The sequence below is a fragment of the Serratia bockelmannii genome (assembly GCF_051803255.1).
Classification (GTDB): domain Bacteria; phylum Pseudomonadota; class Gammaproteobacteria; order Enterobacterales; family Enterobacteriaceae; genus Serratia; species Serratia bockelmannii.
On record NZ_CP196512.1, the window covers coordinates 1,880,035 to 1,901,543 of the forward strand.

The window sequence follows — 21,509 nt, forward strand, 5'->3', positions numbered from 1 at the left end:
CCCTGGGTTCATTCTTCTTCATCGCCGATAAAATTGGCCTGGGGTAAACAGGTATAGGCGCCCCAGTAGTAAATCGCCAGCGCAATCACCGCCATGGTGAAGGTGTCCCACGGATGGGCAATAGCGCCGATGCCGCCGAAGCTGCTGAGGTAGGAAAGCCCGATCACCAGCGCATAGAAGACGATCAGCCACAACGAGGACCAAATTTGCTGCCGAAGGCTAACGGCGTGGGTCGGCACCTGATTTTTGAACAGGATATAGATGAAGAACATCAGGATCTGCAAGCCGAGCAGCCAGGAGACGGTGTCCCAGCCGGACCAGAAGACGATCAACGCCGAAATGATAAACGACAGCGGGCCGAGCACGCAGAAAGCGCGCACCCGGAACGGACGCGGCATATCGGGCGCATTGCGCCGCAGCCCGGCGGCGGTGACCGGGGCGATGGCGTAGCTCAACACCAGTGCGGCGGACACCACGCCGATCAGCTTTTCCCAGGACGGGAATGGCAGCGTCCAGAATACCGAGAGAGCGAAGGTCAACCACAGCGCCGGACGCGGGATACCGGACTCGCTATCCACCCGGGTGAACAGTTTGAAGAAGGTGCCGGCGCGCGCCCAACCGTAGATCACGCGAGGCGTGGCGTTCATATAGATGTTGCCGGTGCCGCTCGGCGAAACGATCGCGTCGCTGACTACCAGAAACGCCAGCCATCCCATGCCCAGCGTGATGGCGATGTCGCGGAACGGCAGGGAGAACTGTTGGCTGATGCCGGCCCAGCCACCGCTTAGCATCTCGCTAGGGATACTGCCGAGAAACGCTATCTGCAGCAGCACATAGATGATGGTGGACAGCACCACCGACAGGATCAGCGCGATAGGAATGGTGCGCTGCGGCCTTTGCACCTCGCTGGCGACCGAAATGATCGGCGTCAGGCCGAGGTAGGCGAAGATGATGCCGCCGGCGGAAATGGCGGCCTCAACCCCGGCGGAACCGAAAGGGGCAAAGCCCTGGCTGTGCAGGTTTTCCGGTTTGAAAAAGCTGAACAACACCACGATCACCAGCAGGGGCACCAGAAACTTCAGCACGCTGATCAGGTTATTGGATTTGGCGAAGGTTTTGACGCTGTAGTAGTTGAGCGCGAAGAAAAAACACAGCAGCGCCAGCTGCACCAGCCAGCCGATCGCTGTTGGATCGCCGGACCCCGGCTGGCTGAGGAACGGGAACCAGGCGGCAGCGTACTGCCGGGCGGCGACGACTTCGATGGCGATCAGGCTGGAGAAGGCGATCAGCGTGATAAACCCCAGCAGGTAACCCATTAGTTCACCGTGCGAGAATACCGGATAGCGAATGATGCCGCCGGCGCGCGGCAGAGCGGCGCCCAACTCGCAGTAGACGATGCCGAGCAGCAGCACCGCCAGGCCACCGATCAGCCAGGAATAGATGCCGGCCGGGCCGGCGATGGAGGAGACGTGGCTGGCGGCGAACAGCCAACCGGAGCCGAAGATGGCGCCCAGACCGATGAACGTCAGATCGGTGAGCGTAAGCTGCTTCTTGAATTTGCCTTGGGTTGTCATGGTATTACCCTTTTGTTATTGAGTGGCAGGCAGATGCGGCCGGGCTAATGTTGGGCAGGTGAAACCAGGGGATCTCGGGTGTAAGCGCCGTTAACCAGTCGCAGCAGGTTGAGCGGGTTGGCGTCCTGCAGCGCCGGCGGCAACAGCGCTGCAGGGGTGTTTTGCAAACAAACTGGCCGCAGGAAACGCTCGATCGCCAGCGTGCCTACCGAGGTGCCGCGTGCGTCGCTGGTGGCCGGGTAAGGGCCGCCGTGCACCATGGCGTCGCACACTTCCACCCCGGTCGGGTACCCGTTGAATAGCACCCGACCGGCTTTGCGCGCCAACAGTGCCGTTAGCCCGGCGGCCATATCGAGATCGTCGTCGTCCGCCAGCAGCGTGGCGGTCAACTGGCCTTGCAATGCCGTTAGCGCCGCATGCAGCTGCGCTTCGTTATCCATCGCCACCAGGATGCTGGCCGGGCCGAAGACCTCCTGTTGCAGCAGCGGGTCGGCCTGCAGCAACAGCGCCCCCTCCGCCTGATAAAGCTGCGCCGCCGCCCGAAGAGCAGGCGTTTCGCTTCGGCCTGCCAACCGCCGCATACCCGGGTGGGCATCGAGGGCCGCCAGCCCGTGACGGTAGTGCTCCAGGGTGCCGGCATTCAGCATCGGCTGCGGCTCGGCGGCGTTGACCAGGGCGCTCATCGTTTCGGTTAACCGATCGAAGGCGGCGCCGCGCAGCGCGACGATCACGCCGGGCTTGGTGCAGAACTGACCGCAGCCGAGCGTGAAGGAAGAGACCAGTTCCTGCGCGATGTGCTGCCCGCGCCGCGCCAGCGCCTTGGGCAGGATCATTACCGGGTTGATGCTCGACATTTCGGCGAAGACCGGAATAGGTTGGGGACGTTGCATCGCCAGATCGAACAGCGCCCGGCCGCCTTGCAGCGAGCCGGTGAATCCCACCGCCTGAATCGCCGGGTGTTTTACCAAATCGGCCCCTACGCGGTTGCCGAAGATCATGTTGAAGACGCCGGCGGGCATCCCCGTGCGTTCCCGTGCGCGCTCGATCGCCTGAGCGGTTAGCTCGGCGGTAATCATATGGCCACTGTGCGCTTTGAACACGACCGGGCAGCCGGCGGCGAGCGCGGCGGCGGTATCACCGCCCGCGGTGGAGAACGCCAGCGGGAAGTTGCTGGCGCCGAATACCGCCACCGGGCCGAGCGCCGTGCGGTATTGACGCAGATCGGGGCGCGGCAGGGGGGAACGCTGCGGCAGCGCGCAGTCGATGCGCACGCCTTCGACATCGCCGCGCCGCAGCAGCGTGGCGAACAGCCGCATCTGACCGCTGGTTCTGGCGCGTTCGCCGCTCAAGCGCGCCGCCGGCAGGGCCGTTTCCTGTGTGGCGAGGGCGAAGAAGGTTTCGTCCAAGGCCTCTAGCTCCTCGGCGATGGTGTCCAAAAAGTTCGCGCGTTGCTCGGCGCTGAGTTGCGAATAGGGCACAAAGGCCGCGGCGGCGGCTTCGGCGGCGGCGGCGGTTTCTGCTGCCGTGGCCTGGTGGAAGCGGTAGCCGGTCGGCTGACCGTCGTCGGCGCGCAGGCTGAGCAGCGCAGCTTCCCCTGCGGCGCGGCGCTGGCCGCCGATAAATTGTTGGCCGCTGATGGCGACGTGGCGTTCGTTGGGCATGGGTTCCCCCGGTAAATAAAGAGCGACGCCCGGCCTGGCCGGGCGGTGAAGGCGTTACAGGTCGACGTTCGGCAGCGCAGGACGAGTGGCCAGCGCTTTATCGATCACGGCATTGATCTCGGTGAGCGTTTCCCCCTGCAGCGCCAGGCGCGGTGGGCGAGTGACGGCGCTGCCGCGGCCAACCCGCTGTTCGCAGAGCTTGATGCATTGCACCAGATCGGGACGGGCATCGAGGTGCAGCAGCGGCATGAACCAGCTGTACAGCGCCAATGCTTCCTCATAGCGCTTTTCCTTAGCCAGACGGAACAGGGTTTCCCCTTCGCGCGGGAAAGCATTGGACATGCCGGAGATCCAGCCTTGCGCGCCGACGGCGATGCTTTCCAGCACCACATCGTCCAACCCGGCGAACAGCACGAAGCGATCGCCGACTTCGTTGCGTAGGTCGATAAAGCGGCGCGTATCGCCCGAGGAGTCTTTGAAACACACGATGTTCTCGCAGTCGACCAGCGAGGTCAGGATGTCGGGTGTGACGTCATTTTTGTAAATGGGGGGGTTGTTGTAGACCATGATCGGCAGATCGGTCGCGCCGGCGACGCTGCGGAAGTGTGCGGCGGTTTCGTGCGGCTTGGCGGAATAAACCAGCGCCGGCATCACCATAATGCCATCGACACCGGCCTTTTGCGCTTCACGCGCCATGTTCTGCGCGAAGGCGGTGGTGAACTCGGCGATGCCGGCGATCACCGGCACTTTGCCGTCGGCGGCGTCTCTCGCCACTTCGATCACCGCCAGCTTTTCCTGCATCGTCATCGAGGTGTTTTCACCGACGGTGCCACACACCACCAGACCGGAGACGCCGTCGCGCACCAGGTTTTTGATCACCGTATGGGTGGCGTCGAGGTCCAGAGAGAAATCGTTGCGGAACTGGGTCGTCACCGCCGGGAATACGCCGCTCCAGCTTATGGCTTTATGGCTCATAGTGTTTGTCCTGTCGTCCGAAAGTGTTAATGAAAAGTGAATCTTTAGTAAGGCTCACCGACAGATTGACCGGTATTGCGCAGGGAGGCTTGACGCTTTTCGCCGATTGCCGCGACGAAATTGGCACAATGGCGGCGGAAAGCGGGCATGAAAAAAACCAGGCGCCGGTGCGCCGTGAGGAGAGGGAGGTAACCAGGTAAATCAGCGCGTTAAGCGGAAAGCGTCAGGCGGAAATCGCGCGGCGTGGAGCCGGTCATCGCTTTGAACTGACGGCTGAAGGCGCTGTGATCGGTATAGCCGCACTGTAGCGCGATGTCGGTGATTGGCAGATCGCCGGCCAGCAGTTCCGTGGCCTTTTCCAGCCGCACTTTATGGATCATCTGGCGCGGGGTGAGGTGGAAGATACGTTTGCAGTAGCGTTCAATCTGCGCCACCGACAACCCGGTCAGCGCCGTCAGCTCTTCAAGCGCGATCGGTCGCGCGTAGTGGCGGCGGATATGCACATCGATCGCCGCCAGCCGTTGGTAGGCCGGGTGATTGGCCCTGGCCTCCTGCAGGTCGTGAGAAATACCCGCCATACCGATGATTCTTCCCTGCGCGTCATACAGCGCCAGCTTTTGCGTCAGGCACCAGCCGGTTTCTCGGCCATTGTACAGGTGCATCTCCAGTTGATCCTGGATCAGCACGCCGTGGCGCAATACCCGCAGATCCTGCTCGGTGTAGCCGGATCCGAGCTGAGCGGGAAAAACGTCGGCGGAGGTCTTGCCCAGCAGCGGCGTGACGGTTTTGAAACCGCAGCGCTTGGCCAGCGTGAGGTTGGCCAGCAGGTAGCGAGCCTGGGCGTCTTTGATAAAGAACACCACGTTCGGGATCGCGTTCAGCAACGGCGCGATCAGCGCCAGCGTATTCAGCAGATCGCGCAGGTTGTTCGGGCGCTGTTGCGCCAGTCCGTCGCACAGACGCGACAGATGTTCGACGGCAAAAACGTCCTCCTGCTCCGGCAACCCAACAAGCGAAGGCGGCGAGAGAGAAACCGGAGGCTGATAGTCTGAAGTGGATCGCATAACAGTCCCTTTTCGGTCGTTAGCCGGAAAAACAGGCGGGCCAGGTTGGCACTTTCGCATCAATATTAACTTTTCTGTAACGAAGCAAGCGCTATTTCCGGCCGGCTGCTAAATATGCGGATTGCCGCATACTTTTGCCGGGCGGAGTTTGGCAGTTGCTTGAAAACTGCGGTGTTTCTCGCTACATAAAGGTTTAGCATGGAAATAACAGTATGATAAATAAGTCATTATTATGGCATTCGTTAAGCGTATACCCGCGCCGCGTCAGACCTGACTTTTATCACTGTGCTGATTTCTTCATTCGCCGCGCCGAAACGCATCAAGCCGCCATGCTCACATTCGTTCAGGCTAATGCCATTGGTAACATCTCATTAACTCAGGAGACGCCGATGGCACTTTCTGCGCATATCACCGCTTTGCGGGCGATCGATTCTCATACCGGCGGAGAGCCGACACGTCTGATCGTGGAAGGGTTTCCCGATCTCGGCGAGGGCAGCATGGCGGAACGGCGGGCGCGTTTCGCGCAACATTATGACGATTGGCGCTGCGCGGTGATGCTCGAACCGCGCGGCAATGACGTGCTGGTGGGGGCGCTGCTGTGTCGCCCCTGCTCGCCGCAGGCCACCGCTGGGGTGATCTTCTTTAACAACAACGGCTATCTGGGTATGTGCGGGCACGGCACTATCGGGCTGATCGCTTCGCTGGCGCACCTGGGGCGCATCCACGCCGGGTGCCATCTCATCGAGACTCCGGTCGGCACGGTAAACGCCACGCTGCATGACGACGGCAGCGTCACGGTGGAGAACGTGGCGGCTTATCGTTACCGTCGCCAGGTGCGGCTTGAGGTTGGGGGATACGGGCCGGTGACGGGGGATATCGCCTGGGGCGGTAACTGGTTCTTCCTGATCGGCGAGTCGCCGTTACCTATCGATAGACAAAATCTGGAGGCATTGACCGCGTTCACCTGGGCGGTGCGGCAGACATTGGAACAGGCGGGCATCTGCGGTGAAGACGGCGGAGTGATAGATCATATCGAACTGTTCGGTGACGATCCGCAGGCCGACAGCCGAAGCTTCGTGTTGTGCCCCGGCAAAGCCTATGATCGTTCTCCGTGCGGTACCGGTACCAGCGCCAAACTGGCGTGTCTGGCGGCGGACGGCAAACTGCCACCGGAAACGCAGTGGCGGCAGGTCAGCGTGATCGGTAGCGAATTCCAGGCCTATTACCGCTGGAATGGCGAACGTATTACTCCTTTTATTCGCGGGCAGGCCTATGTGTGTGCCGATAGCCAACTGCTGCTCGACGAACGCGATCCCTTTGTCTGGGGAATACGCTGATGGGCACCGGACAGAAAGCCGATGTCATCGTGATCGGCGCCGGCATCATCGGCGCTGCCTGTGCCTGGCGGTTGGCGCGGGAAGGGTATCGTGTCTCGGTAGTGGACGATCGTCGCGCCGGTGCGACCGCCGCCGGCATGGGGCATCTGGTATGCATGGACGATAATCCGGCTGAGCTGGCGTTGAGCGCTTATTCGCTGCGGTTATGGCGTGAAGTGACGGGGCGGATGCCGCAAGCGTGTGCCTGGCGCGGCTGCGGAACGCTATGGCTGGCGGATAAAACGGATGAAATGGGCATTGCCGAACAAAAGCGGGCGCGGCTGGCGGAGCAGGGTGTGACTGCGGAACTGCTGACGGCGGAGCAGATCGCCGCCGTGGAGCCGATGCTGCGGCACGGCCTGGCCGGTGGGCTGCGGGTGCCGGCCGACGGCATTGTGTATGCGCCGCTCGTGGCTCGCTGGCTGTTGGACGACGGTAGTGCAGCGATCGACGTGGTACATGGCGAAGCGACAGCATTGGAGGAAGGGGCAGTGAGGCTGGCGGATGGCAGGCGCCTGGCTGCGCCACTGGTAGTCCTGGCCTGTGGCCTCAGGGCCAATAACCTATTGCCGCAGGCTTTGCTGCACGCCAAGAAGGGCCATCTGGCGATCACCGATCGCTACCCGCCGCGGGTGCGGCATCAACTGGTGGAGTTGGGATATGGCGCCAGCGCGCATGCCAGCGACGGTACGTCGGTGGCATTCAATGTGCAGGCACGGCCCACCGGACAATGGCTGATCGGCTCTTCCCGCCAGTTTGACGCCGTCGATTCGGCGTTGGACATGCCAGTGTTGGCGGCGATGCTCAAGCGTGCGCAGCATTTCTTGCCCGCACTGGCGCAGATGAACATCATTCGCTGCTGGACCGGGCTGCGCGCCGCCTCTGCCGACGGGCTGCCGTTGTTGGGCGCACATCCGCGGCATTCCTGGCTGTGGTTGGCGCTGGGGCACGAGGGATTGGGTGTCACAACCGCCCTTGGTAGTGCCGCGCTGATTACTGCGCAGATCGGCCGGCAAACGCCGGAGATTGATGATTCCCCCTATTTGGCGGCGCGCGCGTTTGCCGTCGAGGAGCTGCCTGTATGAATGAAAGACAAAATACGCTCTCGTTGAGTATCGATGGAGAGCACCGGCGGGTGCCGGTTGGCCTCAGCGTTGCTGCGGCACTCAGCCTGTGCGGTGACGATCGTTGCCGGTTGTCGATTTCACACCAACCACGGGCCCCCTTTTGCGGCATGGGCATTTGTCAGGAGTGCCGGGTGACCATTAACGGTCTGCGTCGCCTGGCGTGCCAGACGCTGTGCCAAGCCGGCATGCGCATCGAGAGGAGCGATGATGAGTAACTTCGACTGTGAGGTGCTGATCGTCGGCGCTGGGCCGGCCGGCATGGCGGCGGCGCTGGCCGCTGCGGAAAGTGGTGGTCAGGTACGAATGATTGATGATAATCCACATCCAGGCGGACAAATCTGGCGCGATGGACCGCAGGTGGCATTGCCTGAAATGGCGAACCGCTATCGGCAGGCGGTGGTGACGAAGGAAAATATTGCGCTGCAGTCCGGCTGCAAGCTGGTGGCGCAGTGTGGCGCTAACCGATTGGCATATGAAGATGCCGAAGGCTGCGGCGTGATTCGCTATCAAAAGTTGATTTTATGCAATGGCGCTCGTGAACTCCTGTTGCCGTTTCCCGGCTGGACGCTGCCGGGGGTGACCGGCGCCGGTGGTCTACAGGCGCAAATCAAGCAAGGGCTGACAATCCGCGGTGAGCGAGTAGTGATAGCAGGCAGTGGTCCACTGCTGTTGGCGGTGGCGAACAGCGTAAAACAGGCCGGCGGCGAGGTGGTGCTGGTGGCTGAGCAGGCACCGCTTTGGCGGTTGGCGGCGTTTGCGGGCGGCTTGTGGCGCTGGCCAGCCAAGCTGCATCAGGCGTTTTCTCTGATGCCGCATCGTTATCGTGCCGGTAGCCGGGTGCTGGCGGCGTTGGGGCAAGACCGTTTAACCTCGGTGCACGTCAATAACGGTGGGCGGCAAAGAACGATCGCCTGCGACAGGTTAGCCTGCGGTTTTGGATTGGTGGCGAACATTGAGTTGGCCATGCTGCTGGGGTGTCGGATAGAACACGGTGCCGTAGCGGTGGATCATTGTCAGCAAACCAGCCAGGCGCAAATTTATGCCGCCGGGGAATGTACCGGCATCGGCGGCAGTGAATTGGCGCTCACCGAAGGCGCCATTGCCGGTTATGCCGCCACCGGTCAGAAGGAAAAAGCCGATTTTATGATGGCGCAGCGGCAGCGGTGGCGGCGTTTCGCCACGGCGACAGCGGCCGCTTTTACGCTCGATGAACGCATGAATTCTCTGGCCAAACCGCAGACGCTGCTGTGCCGCTGCGAAGACGTCGCGCTGGAACAGGTCCGCCATCAGCCGGATTGGAACACGGCTAAGCTAAGTAGCCGCTGTGGCATGGGGGCATGCCAGGGTAAAGTCTGCGCGGCGGCGGCGAGGCAGCTTTTGGGCTGGCCTTTGCCACCGCCGAGTGTGCCTTTAACGCCGGTCAGGGCGGAAACACTGGTTGCGCTGGGGCTGAACCGAAGTGATGACGACGGCTGAATGGATTAGCGGCATGTCACCCTAGGCAAACGCCGCCACATCACCATTGCGGCCAATAGTAGGTTTTCTCTCGCCAACCTTTGCTGTACATACAGGCTTCGATGGTGGCGTTTCGGGCGGACTGATTGCGGTCGGTCTGCACCGTCTTAATCGACGGCTCTTTGTCATAGCGGTATCCCGATGGGCAATCTTTCTTATTTTTCTCGCAAGGGATGTATTTGTTTTCGTAGCTGAACTCCACGTCCCGCACCACGTCCGGCGGAAAACGATCGTAGCCGCGGCTGCGGCATTCGGCATATTCGGCATCCCGGGTACTCTCGACCGCGCCGGGCCTTTCCCATTGGGTGCAGGCGGTCATCATCAAAAGCGGCAAAACAATCAAACAACGGTAATTCTTCATGGTGTCCCTAACTCTTTCTCTGTCCTGAGGCTCTCCGACTAGGAATGTTCCTAACTGGCGAGGTAGGAAAGTGTAATAAACTGGCGGAATAATTGGAAATGATAATGGTTATTGTTTAGGTATGATTGAGGAAGTGCCGCGTTGAGAGAGGATGTGGCACATTGGGGAAGTCTGTAGGGATCTGCGACCACACGACGAAGGTGGGTCGATGTGGTGCTGGTTTTATTCATTCTTTTTATGCCGTAATGATCCGAGCGCAATTGCATCGTTTTGATGAGTGAAATAATACGCATGCTAAGTATATTCTTATCTTGCCTGACTATTATTTTTATTTAGGATATTTACCCATGCCAAGGATTTAATACTCGGTATTAATACTCTATTTTTTTATTTCTGTTTTTTTATTGGGGTTTTATTTCCGGTTTTTTTCTGGGGAAGGCTTTTAGTTACAGGGAATTCATTTGCATTTTAAATTTGGATTTTTTAAATTAATTTTAGAGGAAGGGTAATCGTACGCGACAGCGTCAAAAAAGGAGTTTATTTTGTCTGGGATAAAGAAAACGCCTGAAAGTCATGACGGTTTACCTTCACCATCAGAGGATTATGATACTTTCAAGCACCTCTCCGATGTGGGGGCCGTGTTGGGATATGGGCGAACTCGCTTTTATCAGTGGTGCCGCGGACGCGGATTTCTAACCCCAATGAACGTTCCATCACATGAAATGATCAGCCTGGGATATATGGTGGCGGTGTTATCAGAGACCGGTCATACCCGAGTTTACGTCACGCAGGATGGTTTCAGTTACGTCAGTGGTGCTTTTGCGGCAGATATCCAACGTGGCATGATCAAGTTTTAAATCTGCAAGAATCGCCTTTATTTCAATAGTTTTAATGCAGAATCTTCTTATTCCTGCCGGTTTGTGGGTGAGTGGGAAGTTATCCGATTTTTTCGTCTCTGCAGTATGAATGCTACTGGAGACAGCTATTCTCTTGTTACGATAAGCATTATTTTCTTCAGGAGCCAAGGATGAAGCATTACGCCGCGTTGTTATTTGCCTCTGCACTGTTGACGGGATGTGCGACTCAAGTCGTACCGCCGCAACAGGCTGAATTGCCGCCCCCAAGCCGTCTGATGCTCTATCAGAATATCCCGGATACGCCTTACGCTACGGTAGTGGTGGTGCGCGACAGCGGAATGCTAGCGGGGAGCTGTCGCACCGGCGTCTATGTGAATGGGGAGTTCGCCGCTTCGCTGGGGTCGAAAGAGAAAGCAGAATTTCGCGTGCCGCCAGGCAATATTACGGTCAGTATCGGGCAAGATATGATCGAGAATAATCTGTGTATTTGGCGTGAGACCGGCGGCAGTGTACCGATGACGCTGCGCGCCGGTGAAAGCCGCTATCTGCGTATCGCGGGCGATCGGCAGAGAGGCTTCGTTTTGCAGGCAGGGCGGCCGTAACATTTCCGGCAAGGGCGTTAACGCCCTTGCCACCATCCCCACAGCGTAATGAGTAGCCACGCCGCTGCAATCCAGCACAGTACCGCCGCGCCCAGCGCTAACGACAGCCGCAGACTGTTAATCAGGAAATACAGCGAAATCAAATACACCAGGTAGGGCAACACCGCCCACATGCCGAAAATCAGCGTCGTTTTTAGCGCCGCTATTGAACGTTCGCTGCCGACAACATAATGCGCAATCAAAGCAAAAGTGGGGAAGAGCGGGACTAAACCGGCGATATAATAGTTGCGCGTTTTGGCCAACAGGCCAATCAGAACCACGACCAGCGCGCCGATCAGCGCTTTGACAAGGATGCCCATAACGGTCTCGGGTGTGGGGGAAAGTCAACACACTGCCCGAAAGTCTGTGCAAGATCAATGGCGTGTTGCGTAGCGTGGGGAAAAACAGACCCGCATGAAACGCGGGTCTGAGAGGCAACGCTTACTGGCGGTAAGCGTGCTTGATTTGCTGAATGCTGTTCTTGAAGATTTCCGCCTGAGTCGGATCTTCAATCTGGGCAATGAAACGTTCCATGTTGATGATGACTTTCCCGGCGTCGGCCTGGCCGATCGACTTCAGGATCAGCGTCAGCGTAGCTTTGAGGCAGGCAACCTCGGTCGCCAAGATTTCCGGGTTTGCAGACGTAGTGAAATCAACGTTGCTCATTTTCTCTCCTGATTTTTTGAGGCCGTAGCCTGATACAAGCTGCTTTGGCGCACCGCGCGTGGGCTAAACAGTTGTCGCGCGCGGTGGCGAATTTAACTGGGCGCGGAGTATAGCATAGCATGCGTCCATCATCTGCACCGGGCTTGCTCCGGTCACGCGGGTGGGCAACGTTCGCTCATTGCTTGTCCGAATCATCCTCTATCGGCAAGTTATTTCGAGGTGGTTAACAAGTATTTGTCCGGCACGTTATTGTTGAACGATGGGGTTATTATAATTATTTGGAGCGTAGTACACCGATTTTAGCGGCGTTTGCCGGGAATAATAGTTTCGACCGTGGGTTGCCAGACCCGCGTTGGCAGCGGATTTTGCTACGCCTTTAAATATCAAATGATTACAAATAGCCAATGGCCGTGTTAATATTATTCATGTCGTGATTGCTTACACAGATTTCTCACTCGCAGCATGATTGTCGCGCTATCCTGTGTCGGGTACAGCGCCGCGGAATTATTTTCGTCGCCTGATGTTTTCCGACGTGACGATTTATCGGCGGCATAGACGGCTAAAATTGAAAAATCAGCTCTGCTCCGCAAAGTTATTCGAAAGTATGTATTAATCTGTGTTCATTCTTGTCTGAAAAACAAGTAATATCTCTGGCGAAAACAGAGGCCGATTGCGTTACTCCCTTTTTTTGGAGATTTTTCCTTGATTAGCGTTCTTCTTGTTGATGACCACGAACTGGTGCGCGCAGGGATACGACGCATTCTTGAAGATATCAAAGGTATAAAAGTTGTCGGTGAGGCCCAGTGCGGTGAAGACGCCGTAAAATGGTGCCGTGGCAACGCTGTCGATATCGTGCTGATGGACATGAATATGCCGGGCATTGGCGGGCTGGAAGCCACGCGCAAGATTGTGCGTTATGCGCCCGACGTCAAAGTCATCATGTTGACCATCCATACTGAAAATCCTTTGCCCGCGAAGGTGATGCAGGCGGGGGCCGCCGGTTACCTGAGCAAGGGCGCCGCGCCGCAAGAAGTGATTAACGCCTTGCGTTCCGTGCATGCGGGGCAGCGCTATATCGCGTCTGACATCGCTCAGCAGATGGCCTTGAGTCAGCTGGAGCCGCAGGCTGAAACGCCGTTCAGCTGCCTGTCTGAACGCGAGTTACAGATCATGTTGATGATCACCAAAGGCAAAAAAGTGAATGAGATCTCGGAGCAACTGAGTCTCAGCCCAAAAACGGTGAACAGCTACCGTTACCGCATGTTCAGCAAACTGAATATCAGCGGCGACGTCGAATTGACTCACCTGGCCATCCGACATGGATTGTTCAATGCGGAGACGTTGTTAAGCAGTGAATGATCGTTTTGATGCCAAAGCCTTCCTGAGTACCGTCACCAGCCAACCCGGCGTCTATCGTATGTACGACGCCACGGGGACGGTGATCTACGTCGGTAAAGCCAAAGACCTGAAAAAGCGTCTCGCCAGCTACTTTCGGCAGCAGGTCAGCAGCCGTAAGACCGAGACGCTGGTTAAAAATATCGCGCAAATAGACGTAACGGTTACCCATACCGAAACGGAAGCGCTGTTGTTGGAACATAACTACATTAAATTGTACCAACCGCGATATAATGTTCTTTTGCGAGACGATAAATCTTATCCGCTGATTTTTCTCAGCGCGGATACCCATCCCCGTTTGGCGGTGCATCGCGGCGCCAAACACGCCAAGGGCGAATATTTCGGGCCTTTTCCCAACTCTTACGCCGTACGCGAAACGCTGGCGCTGCTGCAGAAGCTGTTCCCGATCCGCCAGTGCGAAAACAGCGTGTATCGCAACCGTTCACGTCCGTGTCTGCAGTATCAGATCGGCCGCTGTCTGGGGCCTTGCGTCGCCGGCCTGGTGAGTGAAGAAGAATATCGGCAGCAGGTGGACTACGTGCGGCTGTTCCTTTCAGGCAAAGATCAACAGGTATTGCACCAGCTGATTGCGCGCATGGAAGAAGCCAGCAAACTGCTTAATTTCGAAGAGGCGGCGCGCATTCGCGATCAAATTCAGGCCGTACGCCGCGTCACGGAGCGGCAGTTCGTGTCGGGCGACAGCGACGATCTGGACGTGATTGGCGTGGCGTTCGATGCCGGTATGGCGTGCCTGCACGTGCTGTTCATCCGACAGGGCAAGGTGCTGGGCAGCCGCAGCTATTTCCCTAAAGTGCCGGGTGGTACGGAGATGAGCGAGGTGGTGCAGACCTTTGTTGGCCAGTTCTATCTGCAAGGCAGCCAGGCGCGCACGCTGCCCGGCGAGATCTTACTGGATTTCAGCCTGCCGGAAAAAGACCTGCTTGCGGAATCGCTCTCCGAGTTGGCGGGGCGCAAGATCCAAATTCAAAGCAAACCGCGCGGCGATCGCGCCCGTTATCTGAAGCTGGCGCGCACCAACGCGGCAACGGCGTTGACGACCAAGCTGTCGCAGCAGTCGACTATTCATCAGCGGCTGGCGGAATTGGCCAAGGTGCTGAACCTGACGGAAATCAACCGCATGGAGTGCTTCGATATCAGCCATACCATGGGCGAGCAGACCGTGGCTTCGTGCGTGGTGTTCGACGGTAACGGCCCCGTGCGAGCGGAGTATCGGCGCTATAATATCAGCGGCATCACGCCTGGCGATGACTACGCGGCGATGACGCAGGTGCTGAAGCGCCGTTACGGCAAGGCGCTGGAAGAGAAAAAGATCCCGGATGTCATCTTCATCGACGGCGGTAAAGGGCAACTCGGCATGGCGATCGAGGTATTCAAATCGCTGAACGTCACCTGGGACAAGAATAAGCCATTGCTGATCGGCATTGCCAAAGGCGCCGACCGCAAGGCCGGGTTAGAAACGTTGTTCTTCGTCCCGGAAGGCGAGGGAATTTCTCTGCCGCCGGATTCGCCGGCGCTGCATGTGATCCAACACATCCGTGACGATTCGCACAATCATGCGATTACCGGTCACCGGCAGAGAAGGGCGAAAGTCAGAAATACCAGCGCATTGGAGCTGATTGAAGGCGTAGGGCCGAAACGGCGCCAGGTGCTGTTGAAGTATATGGGCGGACTGCAACCTTTGTTGAACGCCAGCGTGGAGGAAATTGCAAAAGTGCCGGGTATTTCACAAGCATTGGCAGAAAAGATCTACAATGCATTGAAACACTGAGGGCAATGTAGCAACATACTCTTAATTTCCACTCTAGCCAGATAGTTACCGTAGCATTATGCAATTGAATATACCGACTTGGCTTACCCTGTTTCGCGTAGTTCTGATCCCATTCTTTGTGCTGGCGTTTTATCTGCCGTTCAACTGGGCTCCGATGGTTTGCGCCGTTATCTTTGTGTTTGCCGCCGTCACCGACTGGTTTGACGGCTTTCTGGCACGCCGCTGGAAACAAACAACGCGCTTCGGGGCGTTTTTGGATCCGGTCGCTGACAAAGTGATGGTGGCGGTGGCGCTGGTGCTGGTGGCGGAGCACTACCACAGCTGGTGGATCACGCTGCCGGCGGCCACCATGATCGCCCGTGAAATCATCATTTCGTCGCTGCGTGAGTGGATGGCGGAAATTGGCAAACGCAGCAGCGTGGCGGTGTCCTGGATTGGCAAAGTGAAAACCATGGCGCAGATGATGTCGCTGGTGGGCCTGCTGTGGCGGCCGGATCGCTCCGTAGAGTATGTGGCGATTGGTTTGCTGTATATCGCGGCGGTGCTGACTTTCTGGTCGATGTTCCAATATTTGAACGCGGCACGCAACGATCTGCTGGAACCGTGATCGATACGCTGCAAAAATCGGCAAACGATCGTGATGCGCCAACAATTTTATTGACTCATCACGTCAGGTAAGTAGAATGCATCGCATCAGACGACAACGATGAATTGCCGAAAGATAGCAAAGAAATCAGTCAGTTCTGGTAATGCGGGAATAGCTCAGTTGGTAGAGCGCAACCTTGCCAAGGTTGAGGTCGCGAGTTCGAGCCTCGTTTCCCGCTCCAAATTTTGATCTGCAGAGTTCTTTGGAATTCCATTGAGGTTTGTAAGTCATTGAAAAAAGGGGCGAAAGCCCCTTTTTTTTATTCCAGAGGTTTTCCCTGGAATCCAGCGCCAGCCAACACTTTTTAGTCCATTTTTTAGTCCATCAATACGGACGCGATCTTGTGCGCATTGTTGCTGTATGGCACTGGGCGATATGCCGACCATCTGTTCCTGAACCAGGCACAGAGGAGTTGGACATGGCACTTTCCGATACCACCATTCGGCAGGCAAAAGCCGTTGCCAAGGCATGCACACTCGGCGACTCTGATGGCCTCGCGTTGGCCGTATCACCCGAAGGCAAAAAAAGTTGGCACTTTCGGTATTCCTGGAACAGCAAGCAGAAATGGTTGTCTCTGGGTACCTACCCTGGAATCTCCCTCAAAGAAGCCCGCACTCGTCGCGACATCGCTTGTGAATTGGTTGCCCGCGGCATCAACCCCTGCAAGCAAAGAAACCAGGACCGCAGACACGCCTTTCTCGCTGAGAATCACACCTTCCAGAAGGTGTTCGAGCAATGGTTCGAGTTTCGCAAGAAGAGTCTGAAGGCGGGCCGTTAAAGCACACAGGAGCAGATCCAGCGAATCTTCCTCAGAGATATTCTCCCGACCCTCGGCCCCCAATCTGTCTATGAGATCAAGCGTACGGACTTGTTGGATATCCTCGAGAGCATTGAACGCCGTGGGGCTTTCACAACGGCTGTCACCCGATGTACCGCTATGCCCTGGTTAAGGTTCCGGACTTGGAGCAGAATCCGGCGTCTGACCTTGATGTAGTGGCCGCGCCCAAATCCCCCGTTCGACACAACCCCCTTCCTGCATATGGGCGGACTGCCTGAATTGTTGCAGAAGCTCCGTGCCTACAGGGGACAGTTGCAAACTCAGCTGGTGCTACGGTTGTTGATGTTGACTGGTGTGCGCACGGGCGAACTTCGCTTGGCGACGCCTGATCAGTTCCACTTGGATCAAGGTTTCTGGATTATCCCTCCGGAGATCGTCAAGCAACTGCAGCTGGATATGAACAGGGACGGCAAACAATCATCGGATAAGCGTCTGTTGTTGATGGCGATGGCGCTGTTCACGCTGGGCAATGCGGTAGTCAGCCTGGCAGTAGAGCGCGACCTGGGATTCGAGTGCCACTCCTATCCCATGCCGATCACAACTGATCCGAGTACCCCACTACAGGTTGCGTACGACATTGAGAGCCGCACTGCTCTGGGCCACCGGCATTATTTCTATCGTGTTGATATTCAGATGCTCCGGCTGCTGGATGATCCAGAATACAGTGTTGGCGATGTCCTCAGGAGCAATAGCTTTTACATCTTTGTACAGAGCTTCGACCGCTTCCATATTGCCATTGAGTCGTACCACCGAGAATTCAGTCCCAGAACACAGGCCGGGCTCGATATTGGTAACTCTCACATGGGTACCAGCCAAATCGGCGCGCAGATTCAAACTGAATTGTTTGACGAAAGCCTTGCTGGCTCCATATACATTACCTCCCGGATATGGGTAGGTCCCGGCGATCGATCCAATGTTGATGATCAGTCCGCTGTTAGCCTCAACCATCCCTGGCAGAACTCGATGAGTGACGAGGGCAAGACCGGTGATGTTAGTGGCGATCATGCGCTCCCAATTTTGTACATTGCTCTGCTGTGCACGCTCAATGCCCAACGCCAGCCCCGCATTATTCACCAGTATATCAATGGAGAACGGGGCCTCACTCACCTGCTCGAACGCCTTGTCGAGGGACAGCGGATCAGTGACATCCAGCGGCAGCGGGATGAACTGTTCGCCAAGCTCCTGCCGCAGGAGCAAGAGCTTCTCCATGCGGCGTGCAGCGCCTATGACCCGATAGCCTTCGGCAATCAGCCGATGACAGATTGCTTTACCAAAGCCGGCTGAAGCCCCGGTGACTAATGCAGTTCGCATACTATTCCTACCTTTGTTAGAAATATCGTTGGAAACTCAGGCCAGATACTTCACGCCAAGACTGGCGAACAAGCAGAGCATCGAAAATACCAGAGCTTTACGCACGACGTCATTGCCCTTACGAATTGCCAAGGCACTGCCCAGATGGTTGCCAAGGATGTTGCAGGCCACCAACGGCAAAGCAAGCAAATAAATCACCTTGCCGGCAATAACAAATGCCACCAGCGCCCCGATGTTTGAGGCAAAGTTGAATGTCTTGGAGTTTGCGGAACTGGAAACCAGGTCCATTTTGAGCAGGTAGTGAAAGGCAATAATAAACATGCTTCCTGTGCCTGGCCCGAAGAAACCATCATAGAAGCCAATAACCAAGCATGTCAGTGGCACCACAGTAAACAGCATTCCATGAGACAAGACATGTTCCTGTACTGGCCGATCTTTTGGTGTAAGAAAAATCAGAATACCAAAGGGGATCAAAGCAAGAATGATCTTACCGACAGTTTCCTGTGGAATTGAAACAATCAGGTTCGCCCCCAGATACGCGCCCAATAGCGAAAATGGGACGCCTACAAGAGCCACCTTCCAGACCATCTTGCTATTGACCAGAAAATTCCTTATCGCCGCAAGAGTTCCCAAGGTACTGACTAATTTTTCCTGGCCCAGTGCGACTTGCGGGGGCAGGCCAACGAGCAAAAAGCCCGGCACCAAGAACAAGCCTCCACCACCTGCGATGCTGTCGACAAAGCCAGCTATAAACGCAATAGTACCCAGCAAAATAATCGCAAATATCCAATGCTCAGCCCAATAGGCTCCTAGTAGTTCCATGGTAATACCTCTATAAGAAAAAATTCAGGAAAGGACTTCGTAAAGATGATCTGCACGCGCCAAGCGCACTCGGCTCAGGCTATTGACCGCGAACAAACGAATTAGCCAACGATCTGCATCGTCATTCTGCGGCTCGAAAGCATCCCGAGCGTGGAGTACCCGCTGGTTCTTGAAGATCATGAAGTCCCCAGGTAGCAAGAGATGCGGCTTATCGAACTTACGGGTTTCAAGCATCGTTCGCAGGACATCAAGCGCGTGTGCGGCAGGGGTATTTGTGCCGTACGTGTTTTCACTATCGAAACGACACAACCACTCGTTGCCCAACCCTCGGACCAACACAGCCAGGTTAGGCGTCGAACGACGATTACTGGCGAAAGAATCCGGGCGTCGCACTTCAAAATTCGGCAAACTCAGTTCATGCACAATAGAATCCGGAAGGCTGTTGAGGACTTCATCAAGATTGACTAGTGTGGTGTTGATTCGTGGGTCGCAGCGTATGCCGACGAACGACAAGTATTCCGGGCAGCACGAAATATCGCCGACAGCCTCAGACGACAACGGCAAATCTGGGTTGTCTACGTGGTAGGAAAACCGAAGACGGGAACCGTGAGAACTTTTCTGACTAGCTGATGCTCGTGAAGGAATCACATGCCGAAATAAACGACCGTCATTTTCACCTTCGTATACGACGGGGTGAATACCTAAAAGGCTTTGCAGCGAGAGGTTCACGAGGCAGGCAATGGGGGTGCTCTTCGGACTCAACACGCCAGAGTACGGTGTCGGCGGAGTATCACGATCTCGTGGGCAATTCCTTATCACCATTGCAGTAATCGCCGGGTCTTCAACGAATGTACGGATCTGGCGAGTTAGTTCGGCTCCAATTATGTCCTGGGCCTGCTCCTTAAGCTGAAAATAAATATCCTTGGTGGATTCAAAATCCAGCGGAGTCTGGCTTAACACCGTTTGCCATGCGCTGGAGGTGACCCATGGCAGGCGGATCTCCAACGTTGTCACAGACTCGGTGTCCTGATTGTGCTGTGTGCGTTCCATTTCAACTAAGTTTCCATATTTCGGTGCTCGACTCGCTTGATTTGCGGACAGCACTCCCTGTTGTTGTTTTTTGTGATTTAAATCACGTTTTTTTGCTTTGCCTCAAGCAGGCGCCATTAATGAATCGATCAATTCAACCTAATTGCATCGATTCAATTACTGTAATTGAATCGATTGCGGAAATTCAATTAATTTCTGTCACACTGATTTAACTAACACCTGCTTTGGTATTAATTTTTTGATTTTAAACTATTTATTTTTATTTTAATTCTCTGGTTACCTGCGGTTTTTGCGAGAATTAGGGTGGGCTAAGTAATGAAATCAAGGAAATATTCTGAAAATAGCTCGATAACCTTTAACGGGTTCCTCGATTACACCCATAACGCTTGCATATACTTTTATGCTAGGATTTGGCATTCATGAAGATATCTGGTGCTTTACCTATGTGGGTCCCTCAATACAGCGATCATGAGAAACCGGTTTACCTGATGATTGCCGATGCCCTGGAGCAGGACATCAATTCCGGGCGCCTGCAGCCTGACGAGCGGCTGCCAACGCTCAAGGATCTCGCTGGAACTTTGAAAGTCACTCCTGGGACCATTGGCCGTGCCTATGACGAAGCGGCCAAACGTGGGCTAGTGATTGGTGAGGTCGGTCGCGGGACCTTTGTCCTGCCTGCCCAAACCAAGGCTGCGCCACGCGCGATAGGCGAGCGCTCCCCCGAAGACAATGCACAGATTGATCTTTCAATAATTAAGCCTAGTGATGCCGACATAGACGGTTGGTTGCGGCAGTCAATTATTGAACTCGCGCACTCAGCGGATTTGGGCCGTGTGATGGACTACACCAGCGATGGTGGGCACGCAGTACACAAGCAAGCGGGGGCTCGTTGGGTGCAACGCAGTCTGCCAGATGCAACGTGGCAGCAGATCGTCCTCACTTCCGGAGCGCAGCATGGCTTGCTAGTGGCGATCAGTAGCCTATCGAAAACCAATGATGTGATTTTGTGCGAAGAGCATTGCTATCCTGGAATCATCTCTCTTGCTCATAGCCTCGATCGGCGACTGCAGGGCGTACAGATAGATGAATTCGGGCTACTCCCTGAGGCCTTCCGCGCCGCTTGCGTTGAGCACCGCCCAGCGTTACTAATTTGCGTAACCACCCACCAAAATCCAACTAATTCAATCATGCCCCCGGAGCGTCGCGAGGCAATCGCGCAGATTGCCCGCGAGCATGATGTATTCATTATTGACGATGATATTTACGGTTTTCTGGAGGTCCAGCCAGCGAGTAAACCGATTTCGGCCTATGCACCTGAGCGATCCATCTATTTGACGAGCCTTTCAAAGAGCATTCTTCCCGCGTTACGTATTGGCTACCTGTACGCGCCTCCTGAGACTCTCTCACGCTTGTCATCCATGGTCCGTAGCAGCGTATGGATGCCTTCGCCGATGATGGCACAGTTGGCCAGCAACGTGATCTGCAGCGGTATGGGTGAGCGATTAGTCAAAGCGCAGCAAGATGAGGCCGCTGCACGGCAGAGACTGGTCAAGGAAGTTCTTGGCAGTTATCGAATTTGCAGCCAGCCCAACAGCTTCCACGTTTGGTTGGAATTGCCCGAACCATGGACTTGCGATGAGTTTGCCAACTTGGCCCGTGCTCATGGGGTAATGGTCGTTAGCGGCAGCCAGTTCCTAGCACAGCGTACTATCGCCTCTAATGGCGTGCGAATTGCCTTGATGTCACCGAGTCGCGCCGAACTGAAGTTTGCGTTAACCACGCTGGCCAGCTTGCTAGCCTCTCCCGAACCACGCTTGTTTTACTAAAGCAGCGCATACATA

The 21,509-nt window shown here is 56.2% G+C and carries 23 protein-coding genes and 1 tRNA gene; 14 read left to right on the forward strand and 10 right to left on the reverse strand.

The window, feature by feature from the left end:
- Positions 1-8 precede the first annotated feature (8 nt).
- The 3 genes from ACSJLU_RS08970 to ACSJLU_RS08980 are packed head-to-tail and all read right to left on the reverse strand — an operon-like array spanning position 9 to position 4,210.
- Positions 9-1,574 (reverse strand): APC family permease, encoded by a 1,566-nt coding sequence (locus ACSJLU_RS08970; protein WP_025302350.1) that lies wholly within the window; start codon positions 1,572-1,574, stop codon positions 9-11.
- Positions 1,575-1,618: 44 nt separating this feature from the next.
- On the reverse strand, positions 1,619-3,235 hold the full coding sequence (locus ACSJLU_RS08975) for an aldehyde dehydrogenase (NADP(+)) (protein ID WP_197832220.1): 1,617 nt from the start codon (positions 3,233-3,235) through the stop codon (positions 1,619-1,621).
- Positions 3,236-3,289: 54 nt separating this feature from the next.
- The gene (locus ACSJLU_RS08980) at positions 3,290-4,210 is read right to left on the reverse strand and encodes a dihydrodipicolinate synthase family protein (protein ID WP_197833453.1); all 921 of its coding nucleotides are present in this window, start codon (positions 4,208-4,210) and stop codon (positions 3,290-3,292) included.
- Positions 4,211-4,239: 29 nt separating this feature from the next.
- Between ACSJLU_RS08980 and ACSJLU_RS08985 the strand changes: the two genes are divergently transcribed.
- Entirely contained in the window at positions 4,240-4,410 is a 171-nt protein-coding gene (locus ACSJLU_RS08985; RefSeq protein ID WP_153266251.1) for a hypothetical protein, read from the forward strand.
- A gap of 9 nt (positions 4,411-4,419) precedes the next feature.
- On the opposite strand, the gene ACSJLU_RS08990 is transcribed toward ACSJLU_RS08985, so the two are convergent.
- Positions 4,420-5,274: an AraC family transcriptional regulator gene (locus tag ACSJLU_RS08990; RefSeq protein WP_025302353.1), complete on the reverse strand. Its 855-nt coding sequence runs from the start codon at positions 5,272-5,274 to the stop codon at positions 4,420-4,422.
- A gap of 389 nt (positions 5,275-5,663) precedes the next feature.
- On the opposite strand from ACSJLU_RS08990, the gene ACSJLU_RS08995 reads away from it, so the two are divergent.
- From ACSJLU_RS08995 to ACSJLU_RS09010, 4 genes are read left to right on the forward strand one after another with little or no spacing between them, the layout of a single operon-like run.
- Positions 5,664-6,611: a 4-hydroxyproline epimerase gene (locus ACSJLU_RS08995; RefSeq protein WP_025302354.1), complete on the forward strand. Its 948-nt coding sequence runs from the start codon at positions 5,664-5,666 to the stop codon at positions 6,609-6,611.
- Complete coding sequence (locus ACSJLU_RS09000; protein ID WP_342096599.1) at positions 6,611-7,735, forward strand: NAD(P)/FAD-dependent oxidoreductase; 1,125 nt, start codon at positions 6,611-6,613, stop codon at positions 7,733-7,735. The genes ACSJLU_RS08995 and ACSJLU_RS09000 overlap by 1 nt, the downstream gene beginning before the upstream one ends.
- Positions 7,732-7,992, forward strand: a complete 261-nt coding sequence (locus ACSJLU_RS09005; RefSeq protein WP_025302356.1) for a (2Fe-2S)-binding protein — start codon at positions 7,732-7,734, stop codon at positions 7,990-7,992. Before ACSJLU_RS09000 ends, ACSJLU_RS09005 begins: the two co-directional genes overlap by 4 nt.
- Positions 7,985-9,253, forward strand: a complete 1,269-nt coding sequence (locus ACSJLU_RS09010) for an FAD/NAD(P)-binding oxidoreductase (protein ID WP_342096598.1) — start codon at positions 7,985-7,987, stop codon at positions 9,251-9,253. The genes ACSJLU_RS09005 and ACSJLU_RS09010 overlap by 8 nt, the downstream gene beginning before the upstream one ends.
- Before the next feature lie 40 nt (positions 9,254-9,293).
- Here ACSJLU_RS09010 and ACSJLU_RS09015 read toward each other — a convergent pair whose 3' ends face one another.
- Entirely contained in the window at positions 9,294-9,653 is a 360-nt protein-coding gene (locus ACSJLU_RS09015; RefSeq protein WP_025302358.1) for a hypothetical protein, read from the reverse strand.
- 542 nt (positions 9,654-10,195) lie between these two features.
- Here ACSJLU_RS09015 and ACSJLU_RS09020 point away from each other — a divergent pair.
- Positions 10,196-10,510, forward strand: coding sequence for a hypothetical protein (locus ACSJLU_RS09020; protein ID WP_033633390.1), 315 nt, complete (start codon positions 10,196-10,198; stop codon positions 10,508-10,510).
- A 170-nt stretch (positions 10,511-10,680) separates the two neighbouring features.
- Positions 10,681-11,112, forward strand: coding sequence for a hypothetical protein (locus ACSJLU_RS09025; RefSeq protein ID WP_025302359.1), 432 nt, complete (start codon positions 10,681-10,683; stop codon positions 11,110-11,112).
- A 17-nt stretch (positions 11,113-11,129) separates the two neighbouring features.
- On the opposite strand, the gene ACSJLU_RS09030 is transcribed toward ACSJLU_RS09025, so the two are convergent.
- Both ACSJLU_RS09030 and ACSJLU_RS09035 read right to left on the reverse strand, forming a co-directional pair.
- A complete protein-coding gene (locus ACSJLU_RS09030) occupies positions 11,130-11,471 on the reverse strand; it encodes a GlpM family protein (protein ID WP_025302360.1) in 342 nt (113 codons plus the stop codon).
- A 121-nt stretch (positions 11,472-11,592) separates the two neighbouring features.
- Positions 11,593-11,817: a DUF2594 family protein gene (locus tag ACSJLU_RS09035; RefSeq protein ID WP_004927950.1), complete on the reverse strand. Its 225-nt coding sequence runs from the start codon at positions 11,815-11,817 to the stop codon at positions 11,593-11,595.
- 702 nt (positions 11,818-12,519) lie between these two features.
- On the opposite strand from ACSJLU_RS09035, the gene uvrY reads away from it, so the two are divergent.
- The 6 genes from uvrY (at position 12,520) to ACSJLU_RS09065 (ending at position 16,641) form a co-directional block, all read left to right on the forward strand.
- Complete coding sequence (gene uvrY / locus ACSJLU_RS09040; protein WP_004927947.1) at positions 12,520-13,176, forward strand: UvrY/SirA/GacA family response regulator transcription factor; 657 nt, start codon at positions 12,520-12,522, stop codon at positions 13,174-13,176.
- Positions 13,169-15,001, forward strand: coding sequence for an excinuclease ABC subunit UvrC (uvrC, locus tag ACSJLU_RS09045; protein ID WP_025302361.1), 1,833 nt, complete (start codon positions 13,169-13,171; stop codon positions 14,999-15,001). The genes uvrY and uvrC overlap by 8 nt, the downstream gene beginning before the upstream one ends.
- Before the next feature lie 58 nt (positions 15,002-15,059).
- Positions 15,060-15,608, forward strand: coding sequence for a CDP-diacylglycerol--glycerol-3-phosphate 3-phosphatidyltransferase (gene pgsA / locus ACSJLU_RS09050; protein WP_004927937.1), 549 nt, complete (start codon positions 15,060-15,062; stop codon positions 15,606-15,608).
- A gap of 144 nt (positions 15,609-15,752) precedes the next feature.
- Positions 15,753-15,828 (forward strand) — tRNA-Gly (locus tag ACSJLU_RS09055).
- A gap of 237 nt (positions 15,829-16,065) precedes the next feature.
- A complete protein-coding gene (locus tag ACSJLU_RS09060) occupies positions 16,066-16,425 on the forward strand; it encodes an Arm DNA-binding domain-containing protein (RefSeq protein ID WP_072008268.1) in 360 nt (119 codons plus the stop codon).
- A gap of 15 nt (positions 16,426-16,440) precedes the next feature.
- Positions 16,441-16,641: a phage integrase central domain-containing protein gene (locus tag ACSJLU_RS09065; RefSeq protein ID WP_380825636.1), complete on the forward strand. Its 201-nt coding sequence runs from the start codon at positions 16,441-16,443 to the stop codon at positions 16,639-16,641.
- A gap of 402 nt (positions 16,642-17,043) precedes the next feature.
- On the opposite strand, the gene ACSJLU_RS09070 is transcribed toward ACSJLU_RS09065, so the two are convergent.
- From ACSJLU_RS09070 to ACSJLU_RS09080, 3 genes are read right to left on the reverse strand one after another with little or no spacing between them, the layout of a single operon-like run.
- Positions 17,044-17,796, reverse strand: coding sequence for an SDR family NAD(P)-dependent oxidoreductase (locus tag ACSJLU_RS09070; protein WP_071826108.1), 753 nt, complete (start codon positions 17,794-17,796; stop codon positions 17,044-17,046).
- A 36-nt stretch (positions 17,797-17,832) separates the two neighbouring features.
- The gene (locus ACSJLU_RS09075; protein ID WP_025302363.1) at positions 17,833-18,618 is read right to left on the reverse strand and encodes a sulfite exporter TauE/SafE family protein; all 786 of its coding nucleotides are present in this window, start codon (positions 18,616-18,618) and stop codon (positions 17,833-17,835) included.
- A 24-nt stretch (positions 18,619-18,642) separates the two neighbouring features.
- Positions 18,643-19,668: a TauD/TfdA family dioxygenase gene (locus ACSJLU_RS09080; RefSeq protein WP_197812751.1), complete on the reverse strand. Its 1,026-nt coding sequence runs from the start codon at positions 19,666-19,668 to the stop codon at positions 18,643-18,645.
- Positions 19,669-20,087: 419 nt separating this feature from the next.
- Between ACSJLU_RS09080 and ACSJLU_RS09085 the strand changes: the two genes are divergently transcribed.
- On the forward strand, positions 20,088-21,494 hold the full coding sequence (locus ACSJLU_RS09085) for a PLP-dependent aminotransferase family protein (RefSeq protein WP_225735594.1): 1,407 nt from the start codon (positions 20,088-20,090) through the stop codon (positions 21,492-21,494).
- Positions 21,495-21,509: the final 15 nt, after the last annotated feature.

Coding starts and splice junctions, on each gene's coding strand:
- ACSJLU_RS08970 (WP_025302350.1), bottom strand. CDS start 1,574: ATGACAACCCAAGGCAAATTCAAGAAGCAGCTTACGCTCACCGATCTG.
- ACSJLU_RS09080 (WP_197812751.1), bottom strand. CDS start 19,668: ATGGAACGCACACAGCACAATCAGGACACCGAGTCTGTGACAACGTTG.
- ACSJLU_RS09000 (WP_342096599.1), top strand. CDS start 6,611: ATGGGCACCGGACAGAAAGCCGATGTCATCGTGATCGGCGCCGGCATC.
- pgsA (WP_004927937.1), top strand. CDS start 15,060: ATGCAATTGAATATACCGACTTGGCTTACCCTGTTTCGCGTAGTTCTG.
- ACSJLU_RS09035 (WP_004927950.1), bottom strand. CDS start 11,817: ATGAGCAACGTTGATTTCACTACGTCTGCAAACCCGGAAATCTTGGCG.
- ACSJLU_RS08980 (WP_197833453.1), bottom strand. CDS start 4,210: ATGAGCCATAAAGCCATAAGCTGGAGCGGCGTATTCCCGGCGGTGACG.
- ACSJLU_RS08995 (WP_025302354.1), top strand. CDS start 5,664: ATGGCACTTTCTGCGCATATCACCGCTTTGCGGGCGATCGATTCTCAT.
- ACSJLU_RS09085 (WP_225735594.1), top strand. CDS start 20,088: ATGAAGATATCTGGTGCTTTACCTATGTGGGTCCCTCAATACAGCGAT.
- ACSJLU_RS08975 (WP_197832220.1), bottom strand. CDS start 3,235: ATGCCCAACGAACGCCACGTCGCCATCAGCGGCCAACAATTTATCGGC.
- ACSJLU_RS09060 (WP_072008268.1), top strand. CDS start 16,066: ATGGCACTTTCCGATACCACCATTCGGCAGGCAAAAGCCGTTGCCAAG.
- ACSJLU_RS08985 (WP_153266251.1), top strand. CDS start 4,240: ATGAAAAGTGAATCTTTAGTAAGGCTCACCGACAGATTGACCGGTATT.
- ACSJLU_RS08990 (WP_025302353.1), bottom strand. CDS start 5,274: ATGCGATCCACTTCAGACTATCAGCCTCCGGTTTCTCTCTCGCCGCCT.
- ACSJLU_RS09030 (WP_025302360.1), bottom strand. CDS start 11,471: ATGGGCATCCTTGTCAAAGCGCTGATCGGCGCGCTGGTCGTGGTTCTG.
- ACSJLU_RS09010 (WP_342096598.1), top strand. CDS start 7,985: ATGAGTAACTTCGACTGTGAGGTGCTGATCGTCGGCGCTGGGCCGGCC.
- ACSJLU_RS09025 (WP_025302359.1), top strand. CDS start 10,681: ATGAAGCATTACGCCGCGTTGTTATTTGCCTCTGCACTGTTGACGGGA.
- ACSJLU_RS09005 (WP_025302356.1), top strand. CDS start 7,732: ATGAATGAAAGACAAAATACGCTCTCGTTGAGTATCGATGGAGAGCAC.
- ACSJLU_RS09070 (WP_071826108.1), bottom strand. CDS start 17,796: ATGCGAACTGCATTAGTCACCGGGGCTTCAGCCGGCTTTGGTAAAGCA.
- ACSJLU_RS09015 (WP_025302358.1), bottom strand. CDS start 9,653: ATGAAGAATTACCGTTGTTTGATTGTTTTGCCGCTTTTGATGATGACC.
- ACSJLU_RS09075 (WP_025302363.1), bottom strand. CDS start 18,618: ATGGAACTACTAGGAGCCTATTGGGCTGAGCATTGGATATTTGCGATT.